At 63.8% G+C, this 19561-nt stretch carries 16 protein-coding genes; 13 read left to right on the top strand and 3 right to left on the bottom strand.

Annotated features, from left to right (window positions below):
• Position 1 precedes the first annotated feature (1 nt).
• Entirely contained in the window at positions 2-700 is a 699-nt protein-coding gene (locus tag L6639_RS37335; protein ID WP_237866505.1) for a FecR family protein, read from the bottom strand.
• Between the two features lie 191 nt (positions 701-891).
• Between L6639_RS37335 and L6639_RS37330 the strand changes: the two genes are divergently transcribed.
• Positions 892-2178 carry a phospholipid carrier-dependent glycosyltransferase gene (locus L6639_RS37330; protein WP_237866536.1) on the top strand — a complete coding sequence of 429 codons (1287 nt, stop codon included), beginning with the start codon at positions 892-894 and terminating at the stop codon, positions 2176-2178.
• A 63-nt stretch (positions 2179-2241) separates the two neighbouring features.
• Here L6639_RS37330 and L6639_RS37325 read toward each other — a convergent pair whose 3' ends face one another.
• On the bottom strand, positions 2242-2883 hold the full coding sequence (locus L6639_RS37325) for an OmpA family protein (protein ID WP_237866504.1): 642 nt from the start codon (positions 2881-2883) through the stop codon (positions 2242-2244).
• A 399-nt stretch (positions 2884-3282) separates the two neighbouring features.
• On the opposite strand from L6639_RS37325, the gene L6639_RS37320 reads away from it, so the two are divergent.
• The 3 genes from L6639_RS37320 (at position 3283) to L6639_RS37310 (ending at position 5193) form a co-directional block, all read left to right on the top strand.
• A complete protein-coding gene (locus L6639_RS37320; RefSeq protein ID WP_237866535.1) occupies positions 3283-3540 on the top strand; it encodes a hypothetical protein in 258 nt (85 codons plus the stop codon).
• Between the two features lie 122 nt (positions 3541-3662).
• Positions 3663-3917 (top strand): hypothetical protein, encoded by a 255-nt coding sequence (locus L6639_RS37315; protein WP_237866502.1) that lies wholly within the window; start codon positions 3663-3665, stop codon positions 3915-3917.
• 115 nt (positions 3918-4032) lie between these two features.
• Positions 4033-5193 (top strand): winged helix-turn-helix domain-containing protein, encoded by a 1161-nt coding sequence (locus tag L6639_RS37310; protein WP_237866501.1) that lies wholly within the window; start codon positions 4033-4035, stop codon positions 5191-5193.
• Here the strand turns inward: L6639_RS37310 and L6639_RS37305 are convergent.
• Entirely contained in the window at positions 5178-5621 is a 444-nt protein-coding gene (locus L6639_RS37305; RefSeq protein WP_237866500.1) for a ribosomal maturation YjgA family protein, read from the bottom strand. The two genes, L6639_RS37310 and L6639_RS37305, sit on opposite strands and share 16 nt — an antisense overlap.
• A gap of 78 nt (positions 5622-5699) precedes the next feature.
• On the opposite strand from L6639_RS37305, the gene L6639_RS37300 reads away from it, so the two are divergent.
• The 9 genes from L6639_RS37300 to L6639_RS37260 all read left to right on the top strand — a co-directional run bounded on the left by L6639_RS37300 (position 5700) and on the right by L6639_RS37260 (position 19454).
• Complete coding sequence (locus L6639_RS37300) at positions 5700-7031, top strand: MFS transporter (protein ID WP_237866499.1); 1332 nt, start codon at positions 5700-5702, stop codon at positions 7029-7031.
• A gap of 242 nt (positions 7032-7273) precedes the next feature.
• Positions 7274-8380 (top strand): efflux RND transporter periplasmic adaptor subunit, encoded by a 1107-nt coding sequence (locus L6639_RS37295; protein WP_237866498.1) that lies wholly within the window; start codon positions 7274-7276, stop codon positions 8378-8380.
• A 221-nt stretch (positions 8381-8601) separates the two neighbouring features.
• Positions 8602-11739 (top strand): efflux RND transporter permease subunit, encoded by a 3138-nt coding sequence (locus tag L6639_RS37290; protein WP_237866496.1) that lies wholly within the window; start codon positions 8602-8604, stop codon positions 11737-11739.
• 33 nt (positions 11740-11772) lie between these two features.
• Positions 11773-12372, top strand: a complete 600-nt coding sequence (locus tag L6639_RS37285; RefSeq protein WP_237866495.1) for a TetR/AcrR family transcriptional regulator — start codon at positions 11773-11775, stop codon at positions 12370-12372.
• A 177-nt stretch (positions 12373-12549) separates the two neighbouring features.
• Positions 12550-13173 (top strand): flavin reductase family protein, encoded by a 624-nt coding sequence (locus L6639_RS37280; protein WP_237866494.1) that lies wholly within the window; start codon positions 12550-12552, stop codon positions 13171-13173.
• A gap of 213 nt (positions 13174-13386) precedes the next feature.
• Entirely contained in the window at positions 13387-15654 is a 2268-nt protein-coding gene (locus L6639_RS37275; RefSeq protein ID WP_237866493.1) for an acyl-CoA dehydrogenase, read from the top strand.
• Complete coding sequence (locus L6639_RS37270) at positions 15654-16937, top strand: acetyl-CoA C-acetyltransferase (protein ID WP_237866492.1); 1284 nt, start codon at positions 15654-15656, stop codon at positions 16935-16937. Before L6639_RS37275 ends, L6639_RS37270 begins: the two co-directional genes overlap by 1 nt.
• A gap of 2 nt (positions 16938-16939) precedes the next feature.
• Positions 16940-19036: a 3-hydroxyacyl-CoA dehydrogenase NAD-binding domain-containing protein gene (locus L6639_RS37265; protein ID WP_237866491.1), complete on the top strand. Its 2097-nt coding sequence runs from the start codon at positions 16940-16942 to the stop codon at positions 19034-19036.
• A 7-nt stretch (positions 19037-19043) separates the two neighbouring features.
• A complete protein-coding gene (locus tag L6639_RS37260; protein ID WP_237866490.1) occupies positions 19044-19454 on the top strand; it encodes an acyl-CoA thioesterase in 411 nt (136 codons plus the stop codon).
• Positions 19455-19561: the final 107 nt, after the last annotated feature.

The raw sequence follows: 19561 nt of genomic DNA, 5'->3' as shown, positions 1-19561 counted from the left end.
GTCAGCGCCCGCACAGCATGCCGTCGTCATGGACGGCGGGTGTGGTCGGCGACGCATCGGCATATTGGTTGACGGTGCACAGCCCGGCATTGGCGGCGCAGTTGGCTGCGAACGTCCAGGGCGGCGAGTTGGTCTTGGTGATCGTGACTTTGCCGCCGGTCGAGGTGATGATCGCGGTGTCGCCCGGCTGGGTGAGCTGAATGCACTGGAAGCTCAGCGTGCAGACGCTTGCCGCTCCCTCTTGAAGGACGACGACCGAGCGGCCGCGTTGCGAGAGGATGTCGAGGATCGTGCCGCGAACGCCGATGGTCGCGAGCGGCGTCGTGATCTTGTAGGCGGTCTTCTCCGAATGTCCGGTGACGAAGCGGAATGCGCCGGTCGCCATTCGGATGGCGACGTCGCGATAGCTGTGCTCGTCGTTGAAGACGGTGCGGTCGAGCTTCAGCGTCGCACTCGGCCCCAGCGACAGGTTGGTGCTGTCGGCCATGACAAAGCGCGCCGCGCTGTCGGCACCGGTGCGCACGGTTTCATCGCGCAGCATGCTATCGCCGACATTGATCGGCGTCGTGCTCGCGGCCACACGCACCACTTCGTTCTGGACGAGGACGGCTTCGCCGACGCGCGTCTGGGCCTGCACAGAAGGCGCAGCGCAAAGTGCAGCCGACAGCAGTGTTGGGAAAAGCAGAAAACGCAAATTCATATCGTAACCGATCGAGGTCCCTGATCGTACTGGATCGCGCGCGCTTGTGTTGTGGCAGAATTATCACAGGCCGCGCGAGACGAGCGTTAGCTTAGTGACAGTTGCGGCAGAATGCGTTCAATGGATCGCCTGAGTTATTTTTTATTCGCGGTGACGCAGATTTGCCACGCAAAATAGCCCTATCGCAGTCGCTGGAAGCACATCCAGTTCCTGGATTGTCGCGAAGCGCAGTGATCGCTGTCGCGATCTTCCTAGCCGCGCATGTCGCGCTGCTGATCGGGCTGACGACGCCGGACAAGTTCGTGTTCGACGAGGTTCATTACGTGCCGGCAGCGCGGCAGATGCTGGGCTTCACTGCGCCACAGCCGATGCTCAATCCGATGCATCCGCCGCTTGCGAAAGAGCTGATCGCGGCATCGATCGCGGCATTCGGCGACAACGCGCTCGGCTGGCGCTATCCGGCGACCTTGTTCGGCGCGCTCGCCGTTGTCGCGATCTATCTCTGCGGGCTCGCACTGTTCGGGTCGCAAGGACCCGCGATTGCGACGGCGCTGATCGCGGCCTTCAACCAGATGCTCTATGTGCAGGCGCGCATCGCGATGCTCGACATCTTTGCGCTGGGTCTTGGCTTGCTCGCCATCGCTGCCTTCATGCACGGCTTTCGACGAGAGCGTCCGCAGGCGCTGTTCGCGATCGCAGGGGCGTTGTTCGGTTTTGCAGCTGCCTGCAAATGGAGCGGCTTGTTTCCGCTCGCTGTCTGCATCGCGATCGTTGCGGTGGTCCGCCTGATGCAGGGTTGGCATACTCTGTTTGCCGATGCGAGGCCAACCGATTGGTACCGCCCTGACCTCTGGCCCACATTCAGGGCGCATCATGCCGCACTGTGCTTTGCGCTGTTGCCGGCCGTGACGTATTTCGCCGCCTTCGTTCCGCTCTACGGCCTGTCGCTATCCGATCTGATCGAGGCGCAGCGCCGGATCTTCGCCGACAACACCACCACTGCGATCGCCGGCCACACCTATATGAGCTCCTGGCCGTCCTGGCCGTTGCTGGCGCGCCCGGTGTGGTTCCTGTTCGACAAGACCGCGGACGACAACGTTGCAGCGATCGTCTTCCTCGGCAATCCGCTGGTCGCCTGGCCGGCGTTGCTCGCGCTTGCCGTTGTGTTGCGCGACTTCGTCGTCGCGCGCCGTTGGGATGCGTTCCTGATCGCGGCGTTCTATTTCGGCTGCTGGCTCGCCTGGGCTTTGCTCCCACGCACGCTGGGCTTCATCTACTACTATCTGCCGGCTGCAACGGTTGCGTCGCTTGCCCTGGTCTATGCGCTGCGCCGAGAGGGGCTGCCGCGCTGGCTGCTGTGGGCCTATGTGGGCATGGTCGCGATCGGCTTCGCGGTGATGCTGCCGATCTCGGCGGCCTTCATCGGCACATCGATGCAGACGTTCAACCACCTGATGCTGTTTCAGAGCTGGATCTGACGACAGAAAACCGCCTGCCACACGCGGCAGGCGGTTTGTCGGCTGTTGCGATCGTTTCTCAGATCATTTGGACGCGGTCTTGGTGTCCATGTTCACGACCTGAACGCGGCGGTTGATCGGGTCGGCGCCGTTGGCGGCGTCCTTCAGCTTGGTCTTGCCATAGCCGACGGTGACCAGGTCGCTGCCGTTGAGACCGTAGTTCTGCACCAGGTACTTCTTGATGGTGTCGGCGCGACGCTCCGAGAGGCCCTGATTGTACTCCTCGGTGCCGATCGCATCGGTGTGGCCGGCGACCACGAAGGTCGAGCCCTTCAGCGACGGGTCGGACAGCGCCTTGCCGAGAGCTTGCACCGACGGCACAGACGTTTTGGCAATGTCGGCCGAGTTATAGTCGAACTGGATCTCCAGATCGATGTTCGGCTTGGTCGACGCGAGCTCGGCGATCTGGTCACGTTCGCCCATCGAGAGCGAACGGGTCTGCCGGTTGCGCACGGTGTTCAGGAAGGTCGCTTCCTTGGCCTGCGCCGTCGGATCGGCCTGCGGACCGACGGAGAGGCCGCGGGTGATCGGCTTCGGCTTCAACGCATCCAGGATCTGGCTGGACGAGACGTTGTTGTCGCCGGCGAAAGCCAGGCCCGCGGTCAGCGACAGCGCGGCCGTGAGCGTGATCGCCTTCAGTCCAAAAAACCTATCGAAATGGGTCATTGTCGTATCCTCGCTGTGACGCCTGATGGCGATTTGATGCTGCGAGCATAGGGAAGGTTCAAAGGCTTCGATGTGATCTTCGTCACATTCGTGGGCGGGGGCTTCCGGGCTAAGCTGGCTCTCTTAATAAGCTGGCTCTCTTAAGGAGCCTGAGCTGCGCTTCCGCCCCGACCTAGGGGGACTGAGGCAGAGCATTGCTGAAACCCGTGTACACCGGTCGTCGCAAAGCGGTCGCGGCATGGTCCGCCCGCGGACAAGCTTTCGGCCAGATGCGCGCCTAGCAAGCAACGTCACTCGACAATCGTAGATGAGGGAGCCGAGTTCCGTCCAGTGCCGAGGCCGAGTGACTACCAGTTCTATCGTAATGGCCGGCCGGATCGGACCGTGTTTCTCAGCGCCATGCCGATCTATATCGGTGCGGCGATGATCGCGGTGGCGATCCTGCTCTCGACGCTGATCACTGGGTTGGCCTCTCGCTATATCGGCCTCGAAGCTCCGACAGACGAGACGATGTGGCTGGTCGATCGCCTGACCGGCAGCGTCTATCGCTGTCAGGCGGAGGGGCGGGGCAGAGCCTCCTGCGAGCCCGACATCGCCACCGGCAGCCTCAGCGACCGGCCCAACGACCGGGTCAAGGCGCCCAAGGACGGTCGCTAATGTCGGCCTGCTTTGCGTTGCAGCAAGAAAATTGTCTTCTCCACGAAACGTTCTCACGAGAGAATACGTATTTGCGAATGCCGGCATGACGCCGGTTTCGTTTTACTTGAGGAGACTTTTCGATGAGGACCTTGCTCACCGCCGCAGCCTTTGTCGCGTTCGCTCTCTCCGTTTCGCCCGCCTCCGCCGCGATGATGGCGTGCACCGGCGAAAACATGATGAAATCGACGGCCGCGATGACCGGCACCGCCGACACGCCCGCCAAGATGGCCATGAACAAGGAAATGGCCATGGCCAACACGGACATGAGCATGGGCAAGATGAAGGGCGCCTGCATGCATTACATGAAGGCGCAGAAGGCGATGATGATGAAGTAGGCCTCGGCCCTACCATCAAGCCGCGCTGTCAGCAGATGGCAGCGCGGCTTTCGTATGCCGGGTTGTTTTTCCTGTTCTTTCTCTTGGTGCGAATCCCGCTACATTGCCTCTCGCAATGCCCCGCGCACCAAAACCCCTTCTGATACCGACGACACAGGCCCGGCAGATCTGGCTGAGGGCCCAGCGGCTCGATACGCGCGCACCGTTCGGCGAGGGCGCCCAGGCCGTCACGGACGCGGTCGCCCATCTTGGCTATGTGCAGATCGACACCATCAACGTGATCGAGCGCTGCCATCACCATATCCTGTTCAGCCGCATTCCGTCCTATCGCCGCGCCGATCTGCGTCAGGCGCAGAGCGTCGACAAAAGCGTGTTCGAATACTGGACCCATGCGCTGTCCTACGTTCCGTCGAACGATTTTCGCTTCTTCCTGCCGGCGATGCGCGAGCACAAGCGCGAGGGGCACAATTGGTATGCCTCGGTGACGCTGGCTGACACCCGCAAGGTGATGCGGCTGTTGCGCGCGGGTGCGCTGACCATCCGCGACATCGAGGACGACGTGCTCATCGAGAAGGAGCATCTCTGGCAGAGCCGAAAACCCTCGAAGCGGGCGCTTCAGCTGGCCTTCTATACCGGCGTCGCGACCATCAGCGCGCGCCAGGGCATGCTGAAGACCTATGATCTGATGACGCGTCATTTCGGCTGGGACAAATTGCCGAAGCCGGCTTCAGCGAAGGAGATCACGGCCTATCTGCTCGATCGTGCGCTGCGCTCGCAAGGCGTCGTCAGCCTCGATTCGATCTGCCATCTCGATGCGCCGAGCAAGAAGGCGGTCGCAAGCCTGGTCGCCTCGCGCGTCCGCCGCGGCGAGCTCGTGCCGGTCGCGATCGAAGGCGCCGGCAAGCAGGAGCATTGGACCGCACCAGCGACGCTCGAGCCTGCCGAAATATCGTCCGACCTCGTCCACATCCTCTCGCCATTCGATCCGCTGATCATCCAGCGCAAGCGCACCAATCTCATCTTCGGCTACAATCATTTGTTCGAGGCCTATGTGCCGAAGGCCAAGCGCAAGCTCGGCTATTTCGCGCTGCCCGTGCTGGTCGGCGACGAGATCGTCGCCGCGCTCGATCTCAAGACCGACCGGCAGGCGAAGAAGGTGCTGATGCAGAAATGGACTTGGGTCGGGCAGGGCAAGAAGACGGCGGGGCGCAAGGAGCTGAAGCGGAAGATCGAGGAAGAGCTGGATCGCTTCGAGCGGTTTCAGCTTGATGAGTGAGTTGCAAGACCGCGCCGCGCGACCAGCCGATCGATCCAAACGCCGCACGCGATCCCAATCGCATACGCCAGCACATTCCACAGCGAGAAAATCCGTCCCAACAACAACGCGCCGGCCGTTGTCAGTCGGAACGCATCGAGCCACGGCGTGTGCACCAGCCGCGAAAACTCGACCGCGATCGCGATCACCATCGCGATCGCCGCAAGCTGCGTCCGCGTCAGCTGCGGCAGCAAAACCCCGACCAACAGAAACACCATCGTCGCCCACAACAGCGAGCCGCCGTATTTCACCATGAAGGCGGGCAGGCCTAGCTGAAAGCCGTACCAGCGCAAGGAGAGGCCGCAGGCGATCACGACCAGCGCCAGGGCGGCGCGCATCAGCGATGCCTGGAGCGGTGCAACGGTGTTGGCCGGTTGCGTCCCGTGCATTGCTTGCTCCATTGACTCTTTGTCCGCGATGCTGAAAACCGCAATCAGCCCACAAAAGCAACAACCCCGGGGGAAGCGATGAGCCAGACCACGACTTATGCCGGTTCGGCCGGTATCACCAAGAGCGAAATCGAGACCTCGACGATCCGCGCCATCTCCTGGCGCCTGATTCCGTTCCTGGTGCTGGCCTACTTTTTCTCCTATCTCGATCGCGTCAATCTCGGCTTCGCCGCGCTGACCATGAACGCCGAGCTGAAGTTCACCCCGCTGATCTTCTCCTGGGGCGCCGGCATCTTCTTCATCGGCTATTTCATCTTCGAGGTGCCGAGCAACCTCGCGCTGGAAAAGTTCGGCGCCAGCCGCTGGATCGCCCGTATCATGGTGACCTGGGGCATCATTTCGGCGCTGATGGCGCTGGTGAGCGGCGTGACCAGCTTCTACGTCCTACGCTTCCTGCTCGGCGTGGCGGAAGCCGGCTTCTTCCCCGGCATCATCCTCTATCTCACCTACTGGTATCCGGCCGAATATCGCGGTCGTTTCCTTGCGGCCTTCGCGATCGCCGTGCCTGTTTCGACCGTGATCGGCGCGCCGATCTCGGGCCTCCTGCTCGGGCTCGACGGCGTCATGGGACTGAAGGGCTGGCAGTGGCTGTTCATTCTCGAGGGGATCCCCTCGATGCTGCTCGGCATCGTCACCTGGTTCTACCTCACCGACAAGCCGGAGAAGGCGGACTGGCTCTCGGCCGAGCAGAAGGCCTGGCTCAAGGCGAAGCTCGATTCGGAGATCGCGGCCAAGCAGGCGGTGAAGCACTTCTCGCTCGGTGAAGCCCTGTCCTCGCCGAAGGTGATCGCACTCAGCCTGATCTATTTCGGCTTCGTCGGCGCGCTCTATGGCATGCAGTTCTGGCTGCCGCAGATCGTCAAGGCGTTCGGCCTCACCAACGCCCAGACCGGCTTCGTGACCGCAATCCCCTATGTGTTCGGTACGATCGCCATGATCCTATGGGCCCGGCATTCGGACTCAACGCGCGAGCGCGTGATACATGTCGGCGTGCCCATGATCCTGATCGCGATCGCGCTCGCCATCTCCAGCTATCTCACCGATCCCACAATGACGATGGTGGCGCTGACCTTCGCCGCGATCGGCGTGTTCTGCGTCTTCGGCGTGTTCTGGACCTTGCCGACCGCCTGGCTGTCAGGCACGGCAGCTGCCGGCGCCATCGCGCTGATCAATTCGATCGGCAATCTCGCAGGCTTCGGCGGCCCCTACCTGATCGGCTGGGTCAAGGAAGCAACAGGGCAGACCTCGACCGGCCTGTTGGTGCTTGCCGTGCTGCCGCTCCTCGCCGGCATCCTGGTCTTCATCGGCGGCCACGAGACCAAGCACGAATTCGCCGACCAGGGGCGGTAAGGGCAGTCTCGTAGGGTGGGAGAAAGGCGCGCTCTTCGCGCGCCGTGCCCACGATCTCTTCCGATAGGCCAAGGGCGTGGACACGCTACCCTTTGGCCACCCTACGATAGCACCTTCCTGGTAATCTCCTTCTGATCCTTACCACCCCTTAACGATCACACATTCCTGATGACTGACGATTATTGACTTTTATCAGTGATTATTCGACATTCCTCTCATCGCAGACGCAGGAGTGTCCCCCGATGTTCGTTCGGTCGGTTTTGTCCAGCTATTCCAGGCTCTTGGCAGGTGTTTCGCTGGCCCTGATGGCCGCGGCGCTGGCCGGATGCAACGATTCCGTGGCGCAAAAAGCCGAGCCGCCGCGGCCGGTTCTGGTCGCCACAGCGCATTATGATGCCGAGACCCCGGAGCGCAGCTTCGTCGGCACCATCAAGCCCCGGATCGAGAGCGACCTCGGCTTCCGCGTCGCCGGCAAGGTCGCGAAACGCCTTGTTGAGGTCGGCCAGACCGTGGAAGTCGGCCAGGCACTCGCCACCCTCGACGAGGTCGATCTGAAGCTCCAGGCCGAGCAGGCGGTCGCCGAGCAGACCGCTGCGACTGGAGTGCTTGCCCAGGCTGCAGCCGCCGAGCAGCGCGCCAAGGATCTGAAAGCCAAGGGCTGGACCACGGACGCCGCGATGGATTCGAGCCGCGCCGCAGCTGACGAAGCCCGTGCGCGCCTTGACCGTGCCATCCGCTCGGTCGAGTTGACCAAGAATTCCCTTTCCTACGCGACGCTCAACGCCGACGCCCGTGGCGTCGTCACCGCGACGCTGATCGAGCCCGGCCAGGTGGTCGCCGCGGGCCAGGCTTCGATCCGTGTCGCCCGCTTTGCCGAAAAGGAAGCGGTCGTCGCGATCCCTGAGACGCTGGTCGGACGCGCCAAGTCGGGCGTCGCCAGCGTCACTCTTTGGTCGGAGCCGGACAAGAAATACGCCGCGAAGCTGCGCGAGATTGCGCCTGCTGCCGATCCGGCCACGCGCACCTATCTCGCAAAATTCTCGCTGCCCGAGGCCGGCGACAAGGTCGCGCTCGGCATGACGGCGACGCTGACGCTGTCGGACGCCGCCACCGAGCGCGTCGCGCGGCTGCCGCTGTCGGCGCTGTTCAACGAAGGCGGCAAGTCGTCCTTCTTCGTCGTCGACGACAACGGCGCGGTTTCGCTGAAGCCGGTTGCGGTGAAGGCGTACGACAGCAACGACGTCATCATCACTGGGGGTGTCGACGAGGGCGCCAAGATCGTCACACTCGGCGTGCAGAAGCTCGATCCCGGCCAGAAGGTGCGGGTCGTGTCGGCGCTGTCTTTCTAACTACCGTTGTTCCGGGATCGCCCTGCGGGCGCCCCGGAATGACAGGAGAAGCGAGCTACGTCGTGTGAGGTGAGCTTCTGCCTTTGCCCCTACGCAAAGGCTGAAGCGGCGAAGCGATCCAGAACCTGCCCAGCCCCCTGGATTGCTTCGCTGCCTCGCGACGACGGTTTGAACAGAGCGGCTGTCGTTTTGGCAATTGGATCGATTTTCCGGAGAGTGCGATGAAGCGCTTCAACCTTTCGGCCTGGGCCGTCAGCCATCCGACGCTGGTCCTGTTCCTGATGCTCGTGCTCGGCGTCGCCGGCTTCTTCTCCTATCAGAAGCTCGGCCGCGCCGAAGATCCGTTCTTCACGGTGAAGGTCGTCAACGTTTCCGTGCTTTGGCCGGGCGCGACCGCACAGGAGATGCAGGCCCAGGTCGCCGATCCCATCGAGAAGAAGATCCAGGAGCTGCCTTATTTCGAGAAGGTGCAGACCTATTCCAAGCCCGGCTTCACCGCGCTCCAGGTCACCTTCCGCGATTCCACGCCGCCGAAGGACGTGCCGTATCTCTTTTATCTGCTGCGCAAGAAGCTGGTCGACGTTCAGGGCCAGCTGCCCGCAGGGATTCTCGGACCCGTCGTCAACGACGAGTTCTCCGACGTCGATTCCATCCTCTACATGATGACCGGCGACGGCGCCGACTACGCCCAGCTCAAGAAGGTCGCCGAAGGTTTTCGCCAGCGCCTCCTTAAGGTGCCTGGCGTCACCAAGGTCGATATGTACGGCAATCAGGATGAGCGCATCTACGTCGAGTTTTCGCATGCCAAGCTCGCCACCCTCGGCATCACGCCGCAGGCGCTGTTCGATTCGCTGGCCAAGCAGAACAACGTGACGCCGGCCGGTACGGTCGAGACCTCGTCGCAGCGCGTGCCGCTGCGTGTCACCGGCGCGCTCGACGGCGCCAAGGCCGTGGCCGAGACGCCGGTCGAGAGCAACGGCCGCGTGTTCCGCCTCGGCGACATCGCCACCGTCACGCACGGCTATGTCGATCCGCCGAGCTTCGTCGTGCGCCAGGAAGGTAAGTCCGCAATCGGCATCGGCGTCGTCACGGCCAAGGGCGCCAACATCCTCGAGCTCGGCAAGGACGTCGAGAAGGCGACCGCAGATTTCATGAAGGCGGTGCCGCAGGGCATCGATGTCTCGCTGATCGCCGATCAGCCCAAGGTGGTCGAGCACGCCGTCGGCGAGTTCGTGCACTCCTTCATGGAAGCGCTCGCGATCGTGCTGTTCGTCTCGTTCCTAGCGCTCGGCTGGCGTACCGGTATCGTGGTCGCGATGTCCGTGCCCTTGGTGCTCGGTATCGTCTTCATAGTCATGAATTCGATGTCGCTCGATCTGCACCGCATCTCGCTCGGTGCGCTGATCATCGCGCTCGGACTTCTCGTGGATGATGCCATCATCGCGGTCGAGATGATGGTGGTGAAGATGGAGCAGGGCTGGGACCGCATGCGTGCGGCGTCCTTTGCCTGGGAATCCACCGCGTTTCCGATGCTCACGGGTACGCTGGTCACGGCCGCTGGCTTCCTCCCCATCGGCTTTGCCAATTCGGCGGTCGGCGAATATGCCGGCAGCATCTTCTGGATCGTGGCGATCGCGCTGGTCGCCTCCTGGTTCGTGGCGGTGATCTTCACGCCCTATATCGGCGTCAAGCTGCTGCCGGAGATAAAGGTGCATCACAATCACGATCCGCATGCGGTTTACGAGACCCGGATGTACCGCGGCTTGCGCGCCATCGTGCAATGGTGCGTCAATCATCGCATCACCGTGGTGGTCGCGACCGTCGGCGTGTTCGTCGCTTCCATCGTCGGCTTCGGTCATGTCCAGCAGCAGTTCTTCCCGCTGTCGGAACGGCCCGAGCTGTTCCTCCAGTTGCGCCTGCCCGAGGGCACGGCCTTCAACGTTACCGAGAAGGCCGTGAAGAAGGCCGAGACGCTTCTGAAGGACGACAAGGATATCGAGACCTATACGTCTTATGTCGGCCAGGGCTCGCCGCGCTTCTGGCTCGGCCTCAACCCGCAGCTGCCGAACGAGTCCTTCGCCGAGATCGTCATCGTCGCCAAGGGCGTCGAGGCGCGCGAACGGGTCAAGGCCAAGATCGAGGGTGCGGTTGCCGATGGCATGCTGACGGAGGCGCGTGTGCGCGTCGACCGCTTCAATTTCGGCCCCCCCGTCGGCTTCCCCGTGCAGTTCCGCGTGATCGGGCCTGACGCGAACAAGGTGCGCGAGATCGCCTATCAGGTTCGCGACGTCATGCGCGAGAACAAGAACGTCAAGGACGTCCAGCTCGACTGGAACGAGCAGTCGCCCTACCTCAAGCTCGTCGTCGATCAGGACCGTGCCCGTGCCATGGGCCTGACCCCGCAGGACGTCTCGCAGGCGCTGTCGATGCTGATCTCCGGCGCGCAGGTCACGACCGTGCGTGACGGCATCGAGAAGGTCGGCGTGGTCGCCCGTGCGATTCCGTCCGAACGTCTCGACCTCGGCGGGGTCGGCGATCTCACCATCACCTCGAAGAACGGTGTTGCCGTGCCGCTGCAGCAGATCGCCAAGATCGAATATGCCCACGAGGAACCGATCATGTGGCGGCGCAACCGCGACATGGCGATCACCGTGCGCTCCGACGTCGTCGACGGCGTGCAGGCGCCTGACGTCACCAACCAGATCACGCCGAAGCTTCAGGCGATCAAGGACAGCCTCGAGCCGGCCTACCGCATCGAGCCGGGTGGCGCCTTCGAGGAATCCGCCAAGGGCAATGCCTCGATCTTCATCCTCTTCCCGGTGATGGTCATGGTGATGCTGACGCTGCTGATGATCCAGTTGCAGAGCTTCTCGCGCCTGACGCTGGTATTCCTCACCGCGCCGCTCGGCATCGTCGGTGCCTCGCTCGGTCTGAATGTCGCCAACCAGCCGTTCGGCTTCGTGGCGCTGCTCGGCCTGATCGCGCTCGCCGGCATGATCATGCGCAACACGGTCATCCTGGTCGACCAGATCGAGACCGACGTCTCGCACGGCCTGACCCGCCGCGAGGCGATCGTGGAGGCGACCGTCCGCCGCGCCCGTCCGGTGGTGCTGACGGCGCTTGCCGCCATCCTCGCCATGATACCGCTGTCGCGTTCGGCCTTCTGGGGCCCGATGGCGATCACCATCATGGGCGGCCTGTTTGTCGCGACCTTCCTGACGCTGCTGTACCTGCCGGGCCTCTATGCCCTGTGGTTCAGGAAGAGCCTGGACGAAGCCGGCACGCCGGAACAGCCTGCCGCGCCGCAGCATGGGAGCGATGACCAGCACGCAATTCCGCTTGCTGAGGCGGCTGAATAAATGAGAAGACTAGCGATGGACGAGTCCTGACACATGACATTGGTTGCGGAACATATCGAAGGCGACACCCGGGATCGTATTCTCGAGGTGGCCGAGCGGCTGTTCCGCCAGATCGGTTATCAAAAGACCACGGTCGGGGACATCGCCAAAGAGCTCCGGATGAGCCCCGCCAATGTCTATCGCTTCTTCGAATCGAAGAAGGCGATCCACCAGGCGGTGGCGCAGAGCCTGATGGGCGAGGTCGAGCTCGAGGCGCAGCGGATCGTGGCCAAGCCCGGTCCGGTCAAGGAGCGCTTTCGTGAGCTGCTCACCACCGTCCATCGCATGAACACCGAGCGTTATGTCGGCGATTCCAAGCTGCACGAGATGGTCGAGATCGCGATGGAGGAGGATTGGGAGGTTTGCGTGGCCCATATCCATCGCGTCACCGAGGCCATCGGCGCGGTGATTGCCCAAGGCGTGGCCTCAGGCGATTTCGAGGCGCCCGATCTGCCGCTCGCCGCGCTCTGCACCTGCACCGCGATGATCCGGTTCTTCCACCCCCAGATGATCGCCCAGGCCGACAACAAGCCGGGCCCGACCATCGACCAGATGATCGATTTTGTCATCGCCGGTCTGTCCCCGCGCCACTGACGGGGCGGAGCTTTTCCCATATAAGCAAGCTGACCGCGCCGGACTGACCGGCTGGCGGTGTGCGACGACGGATCAACAAATTCCGTCATTGCGAGCGCAGCGAAGCAATCCAGATTGTCTCCGCGGAGGGATTCTGGATTGCTTCGCTGCGCTCGCAATGACGAAAGGAAGCAGCGCGTGACCGAGAAAGACCTGCATTTCTACGAACCCTCCAAGGGCCACGGCCTCAAGCACGATCCCTTCAATGCCATCATCGCGCCGCGGCCGATCGGCTGGATCTCCTCGCGCGACGCCAAGGGCCACGTCAATCTGGCGCCCTACAGCTTCTTCAACGCGTTCGCTTATGTGCCGCCGATCATCGGCTTCTCCTCCACCCACTGGAAAGACTCGGTCGAGAACATCCAGCAGACGGGCGAGTTCGTCTGGAATCTCGCCACCAAGGATCTTGCCAAGCAAATGAACGCCACCGCCGCGCATGTCGCGCCCGAAGTCAATGAGTTCAAGCTCGCAGGGTTGACCGCAGTCCCGGGCAAGCTCGTCAACGTGCCGCGCGTCGGCGAGAGCCCGGTCGCCTTCGAGTGCAAGGTGTCCGATATCATCCGCCTCAAGGGTGCCGACGGCAGGGAGGCGAATGCCTGGCTGACCCTCGGCGAGGTCGTCGCCGTCCACATCGACAAGGCCATGATCAAGGACGGCGTCTACCAGACCGCGGCAGCCCGCCCGATCATGCGCGCGGGGCGCCGCGGCGACTATTTCGAGATTCAGCCGGAAAACATGTTCGAGATGGTCCGGCCGGATTAAGGCACTCCGTCATTCCGGGGCGCGCCGTCAGGCGCGAGCCCCGGAATGACGCTTCCCCCCTCCCGGAACTGCCCGCGCGCCCCGACCGTTATGGTCCCCGGGGGCGGCCGCCCGGCCGCGTCAATTCGCATCCTTTTGCAGGCGAAGTCTTCACGCCTCGCGGCCATTTTCCGCTAAAATGACCTGTCACCGCGCCGTTGCATGAGGTCCGCCATGAGCTTCCGCCGCGACACCTTCACCAAGCCGATCTTCTCCTGGGCCCGCGGCGTGCTGCCGGCGATGTCCGACACCGAGCGTGAGGCGCTGGAGGCCGGCGACGTCTGGTGGGACGCTGACCTCTTCACGGGCAACCCCGACTGGTCGAAGCTCCTCAAGATCCCGCAGGCGACATTGACCGCCGAGGAGCGGGCCTTCCTCAACGGTCCCGTCGATGAGCTCTGCGCCATGCTCGACGAGTGGAAGATCTTTTGGGAGTGGCGCGACCTGCCGCAGGACGCCTGGGCATTCATCAAGCGCGAGAAATTCTTCGGCATGATCATTCCGAAGGAATTCGGCGGCCTCGGCTTCTCGCCCTATGCCCATTCGGAAGTGGTGCGCAAAATCTCGACCCGCTCGATCGCCGCCGCCGTCACCGTGATGGTGCCCAACTCGCTCGGCCCCGGCGAGCTCCTGATGCGCTTCGGAACGAAAGAGCAGCAGGAGCGCTGGCTGCCGCGGCTTGCCGACGGCCGCGACATTCCCTGCTTCGGCCTCACCAGCCCGGAGGCGGGCTCCGATGCCGCCTCGATGGTCGACACCGGCATCATCTGCAAAGGTGTGTTCGAGGGCCGCGAAGTGACGGGCCTCAGGCTGAACTGGCACAAGCGCTACATCACGCTTGGCCCCGTCGCGACGCTGCTGGGTCTCGCCTTCAAGGCTTATGATCCCGATCATCTGGTCGGAAACCAGGAAGAGCTCGGCATCACCGTCGCGCTGATCCCGACAAATCTGCCCGGTGTCCAGATTGGCCACCGCCATCTGCCGTCGATGCAGGTGTTCCAGAACGGTCCGAACTGGGGCCGCGACGTCTTCATTCCGCTCGACTATGTCATCGGCGGTGAGGAGCGGCTGGGCCAGGGCTGGAAGATGCTGATGACGGCGCTTGCCGCCGGCCGCGGCATCTCGCTGCCGTCGCTCTCGGCAGCCGGTGCCGCGTATGCGGCGCGCACGACCGGTGCTTACGCCCGCATCCGCGAGCAGTTCGGCATCTCCATCTCCAAGTTCGAGGGTGTCGAGGAGCCGCTCGCGCGCATCGTCGCCACCGCCTACCAGCTCGACGCGGCGCGGCGGCTCACCTGCGCGGCGCTGAATGCGGGTGTCCATCCCGCCGTGATCTCCGGCATCATGAAGCTGCACGCGACCGAGCGGATGCGCATCGCGATCGACGATGCCATGGACATCCATGGCGGCAAGGCCGTGATCGACGGGCCGCAAAACTATATCGGTAATCTGCATCGCGCCGTGCCCGTGGGCATCACGGTAGAGGGCGCCAACATCCTCACGCGCAACCTCATCATATTCGGGCAGGGCGCGATCCGCGCCCATCCCTATCTGCTCGACGAGATGAACGCGCTTGCGGACACCGACCGCGAGCGCGGGCTTACCGCATTCGACAAGGCGTTCTGGAAACATGTCGGTCACAGCTTTCAGACGCTGTTCCGCGCCTTCGGCCGGAGCTGGAGCTTTGGCGCCTTCGCGCTCGCGCCCGACGCGGGGGATGCGACGCCGTTCTATCGCCAGCTCTCGCGTTACTCCGCGGCGTTTGCGCTCTGCGCCGACATGGCGCTCTTGACGCTCGGCGGCGCGCTCAAGCGCAAGGAGATGCTGTCTGCGCGTTTCGGCGACATCCTTTCCGAGCTGTACCTGCTGTCGGCCGCGCTCAAGCGCTGGCAGGATGAGGGCCGGCAGAAGGAGGATTTTGCCGCGCTGGAATGGTGCATGGCGACCGGCTTCAAGACGATCGAGATCAGGCTCGCGGAGATCCTCGCCAATCTGCCGAACCGCCTCGTTGCCGTCATCCTCAAGCTCGTGGTCCAGCCCTTCGGCGCCCGCGTGCTCGGCCCCTCCGACCGAATCGTGCACCAATGCGCTGGCATCGTGCTCGAGCCGTCGACCGCGCGGGAGCGTCTCACGCCGGATCTCGCCCATGTCGACGACGACAGCGGCTTCGCCCGGCTGGAGCGCGCGTTCAAGCTGGTCGCGGCGACCGACGCCATTGCCAAGCGCATGCGCGCCGCGCATGTGCGGGACTGGAAGGAGGCCGTGACGAAGGGCGTGATCACGCAGGCCGAAGGCGAGCAGCTCGCTTCCGCTCATGCAGCCGTCGCAGGAGTTATCGAGGTCGACGATTTTGCGCCGGAGGCGCTGTCACCGATTTACAGGAAAACCGGCGACGTGCATCAGTTCTTCCAGGAACTCGGAGAACAGAGGGCGGCGAGCTGATGGCACGACCGGTATTCATCGTCGACGGCAGCCGGACGCCGTTTTTGAAAGCGCGCTCCGGGCCCGGCCCGTTCACGCCTGTCGATCTCGCCGTGCAATGCGGCCGGCCGCTTTTGGCGCGCCAGCCGTTTGCGTCCAGCGACTTTGACCAGGTCATTCTCGGCTGCGTCAACGTCATTGCCGACGAAATGAACCCGGCGCGCGTCGCCGCGCTCCGGCTTGGCATGGGCGAAGACATGGTTGCCTTCACCATGCAGATCAACTGCGGCTCCGGCATGCAATCGATCGACACGGCCTATCGCTACATCCGCGAGGGCCATGCCGACATGATCTTGGCTGGCGGCACCGAGGCGCTCAGCCACGCGCCGCTGGTCTGGCCGAATTCCGGCGTGCGCTGGTTCGCTGGCCTCGCCACGGCCAAAGGCGTAGCCGCGAAGCTCGCCGCCGCGTTCAAGCTGCGGCCACGCTATCTCAAGCCGATCATCGGCCTTGAGCGCGGGTTGACCGATCCCGTCACCGATCTGAACATGGGCCAGACCGCCGAGGTCGTCGGCCATCTCTTCGGCATCACCCGCGCACAGTCGGACGCCTATGCGGCCGAGAGCCACCGCCGGCTCGCGCATGCGCAGGCCGAGGGCTATCTGAAAGGCGAGGTCGAGACCGCGTTCTCCCGCGACGGCAAGTTCTTCGATCATGACGACGGCGTGCGGCGGGACTCGACGGCCGAGTCGCTCGCGAAACTGAGGCCGGTGTTCGAGCGTCCCTGGGGCCAGGTCACCGCCGGAAATTCCTCGCAGATCACCGACGGTGCGTCCTGGGTAATCCTGGCCTCCGACGCCGCGGTGGCGAAGCACAAGCTGACGCCGAAGGCTGCGATCGTCGACAGCAATTGGGCCGCGCTGGATCCGAGCATCATGGGGCTCGGTCCCGTGATGTCGGCGACGCCGCTCCTGACCCGCAACAATCTTACGCTCCAGGACGTGGAGACCTGGGAATTGAACGAGGCCTTTGCCACGCAAGTGCTCGGCTGCCTCGCCGCCTGGAACGACGAAAAGTTCTGCCGCGCGATTCTCAGGCTCGACGGCGCCGCCGGCGAGATCGATCGTGAAAAGCTCAACGTTGATGGCGGCGCAATCTCGCTTGGCCATCCCGTCGGCACGTCAGGCAACCGCATCGTGCTGCATCTCGTCAATGCCATGAAGCGGCTCGGCACGCGGCGCGGGATTGCGACCGAGTGCATCGGCGGCGGGCTCGGCGGCGCCATGCTGATCGAGGCGGTGTGACCATGGATTCAAAAATCATGACCGCGCTCGGCAATCGCGTGCTCTCGCTCGGGCCCCCGCCTGCAGCAGATGGTCCCTACAAGCACTTCAACCTGACGCGCGATGCCGATGGCGTCGCCTGGCTGCTGTTCGACCGCGCCGATTCCAGCGCCAATACGCTGTCTGCCGACGTGATGGAGGAGTTCGACGCAGCCCTCGCCGCGATCGAGACTGAGCGTCCCGCCGGTCTTGTGATCCGCTCGGCAAAATCGTCCGGCTTCATCGCCGGCGCCGACGTCAACGAATTCCGCGGTGCGTCCGATCCGGAGATGGTCGAAGCGCGGATTCGCGCTGCGCATGCGGTGGTCGATCATCTGGAAGCGCTCAAGCTGCCGACCGTTGCGGTCATTCACGGTTTCTGCCTCGGTGGCGGGCTCGAGGTCGCGCTCGCCTGCCAGTCGCGCATCGCCATCGATGGCGCGCGGTTCGGCTTTCCGGAGGTGATGTTGGGCCTGCATCCCGGCCTCGGCGGCACCGCGCGCTTCACCGCGCTGGTCAACCCTACCCAGTCGATGGCGCTGATGCTGACCGGCCGCACTATCGACGCGCGCCGGGCCAAGGCGCTCGGCCTCGTCGACAGCGTGACGCAGGAGCGTCACGTCAGGGGCGCCGTGAAGGACGTGCTGTTCGGCCGGCTGAAGCGGGCTAAGCCCAGCCTGCTCACCCGCGCGGCCAATCTCGGCCCCGTGCGCGGGCTGCTCGCCAAGCGCATGCGCACCGAGGCGGCGAAGGCGGCGCCACGCGAACATTATCCGGCACCTTACGCGCTGATCGATCTCTGGGAGGCGCATGGCGGCAGCAAGGCCGCGATGCTGAAGGCGGAGCAGGCCTCCTTCGCCAAGCTGATGGTGACGCCGACCGCGCAGAATCTGATCCGCGTATTCTTCCTGCGCGAGCAGATGAAGAAGGCGGCTGGCAGTGGCAACACTGTCAAGCACGTCCACGTCATCGGCGCCGGCGCCATGGGCGGCGACATCGCGGCTTGGGTAGCCGGGCAAGGCTTGCGCGTCTCGCTCGCCGACATGAAGGCCGAGCCGATCGCGGGCGCGGTGAAGCGCGCCGCCGAGCTCTACGGCAAGATCATCCGCAAGCCGACTGAGGTGCGCGACGCGCTCGATCGCCTGATCCCTGATATGGACGGGGAGGGCGTCCGTAACGCCGATCTCATCATCGAGGCGGTGCCGGAAAAGCTCGAGCTCAAGCAGAAAGTCTATGCCGGTCTCGAGCCCAGGATGAAGCCGGGCGCGATCCTGGCGACCAACACGTCGAGCATCCCGCTTCAGGATTTGCGCACCACCCTGGCGCGGCCGGAGCGCCTGGTCGGCCTGCATTTCTTCAATCCGGTGTCGCGGCTGCAGCTGGTCGAGGTCGTCAGCCATGACGGCAACGACGCACAGGTGCTGAAGGAAGCGCTCGCCTTCGTCGGCGCGATCGACCGCCTGCCGCTCGCCGTGAAGAGTTCGCCGGGCTTCCTCGTCAACCGTGCACTGACGCCCTACATGCTGGAAGCCATGGTGATGCTCGACGAGAAGACCGACCAGCGCCTGATCGACGCCGCGGCCGAACAGTTTGGCATGCCGATGGGACCGATCGAGCTGGCCGACCAGGTGGGGCTCGATATCTGCCTCGATGTCGGCGATATGCTGCGCGCCAAGTTCGGCGATTTGCTGCCGCCGACGCCGGCCTGGCTGCGCGAGAAGGTTGCCAAGGGCGAGCTCGGCCGCAAGTCCGGCAAGGGATTTTACACCTGGAAGGATGGCAAGGCGGAGAAGGCGCCATTGCCCGAGACCGGTCCGCGCGTGACCGACCAGATGATCGACCGCCTGGTGCTTCCGATGTCCAATGTCTGCGTCGCAGCGCTGCGGGAAGGCATTGTCGACGATGGCGATGCGGTCGACGGCGCGATGATCTTCGGCACGGGTTATGCCCCGTTCCGCGGCGGTCCCCTGAACTATGCGCGCACGCGCGGCGTGGAAAATATTGTATCCACCTTGCGCGCGCTGGCCGAGCGATTCGGCGAGCGCTTCGCGCCCGATCCGGGCTGGGACAATTTCAAGTGAGACGCTTATGACTGAAAAGTCTGACACCGAGCCGAGCGGCGATCTCTGCATTCGCACGCTGGCGATGCCCGCTGACACCAATGCCAATGGCGACATTTTCGGCGGCTGGCTGCTCAGCCAGATGGATGTCGGCGGCGGCGTGTTCGCCTCGAAGGTCGCGAAGTCGCGCACCGTCACGGTTGCGATCGAGGCGATGAATTTTCGCAAAGCGGTTTATGTCGGCGATCTCGTTTCCGTCTACGCCACTCTCGTGCGGGTCGGCCGCACCTCGATGACCGTCCATCTCGAAGCCTGGGCGCTGCGGCGGCGCGAGCTGCAACCGATCCTCGTGACCGACGGCAATTTCACCTATGTCTCGATCGACGATAACGGCCATCCGCAAGTGATCCAGCGCAACGATCCGCCGATCGCGACGTAACCGCGCGCGGCGTATCGTCCCATTTCACGAAGACTTGCAGGCTCGCGAAACGCGGCACTGATGAGTCAACGCGTCGCTTCTTTGCCAAGAACGGGTCACAAAACGGA

The sequence above is a fragment of the Bradyrhizobium zhengyangense genome (assembly GCF_022012555.1).
In the GTDB taxonomy this organism is placed as follows: Bacteria; Pseudomonadota; Alphaproteobacteria; order Rhizobiales; family Xanthobacteraceae; genus Bradyrhizobium; species Bradyrhizobium zhengyangense.
The sequence above is the reverse complement of the archived record's forward strand: the minus strand, read 5'-3'. Positions and strand labels throughout refer to the sequence as shown.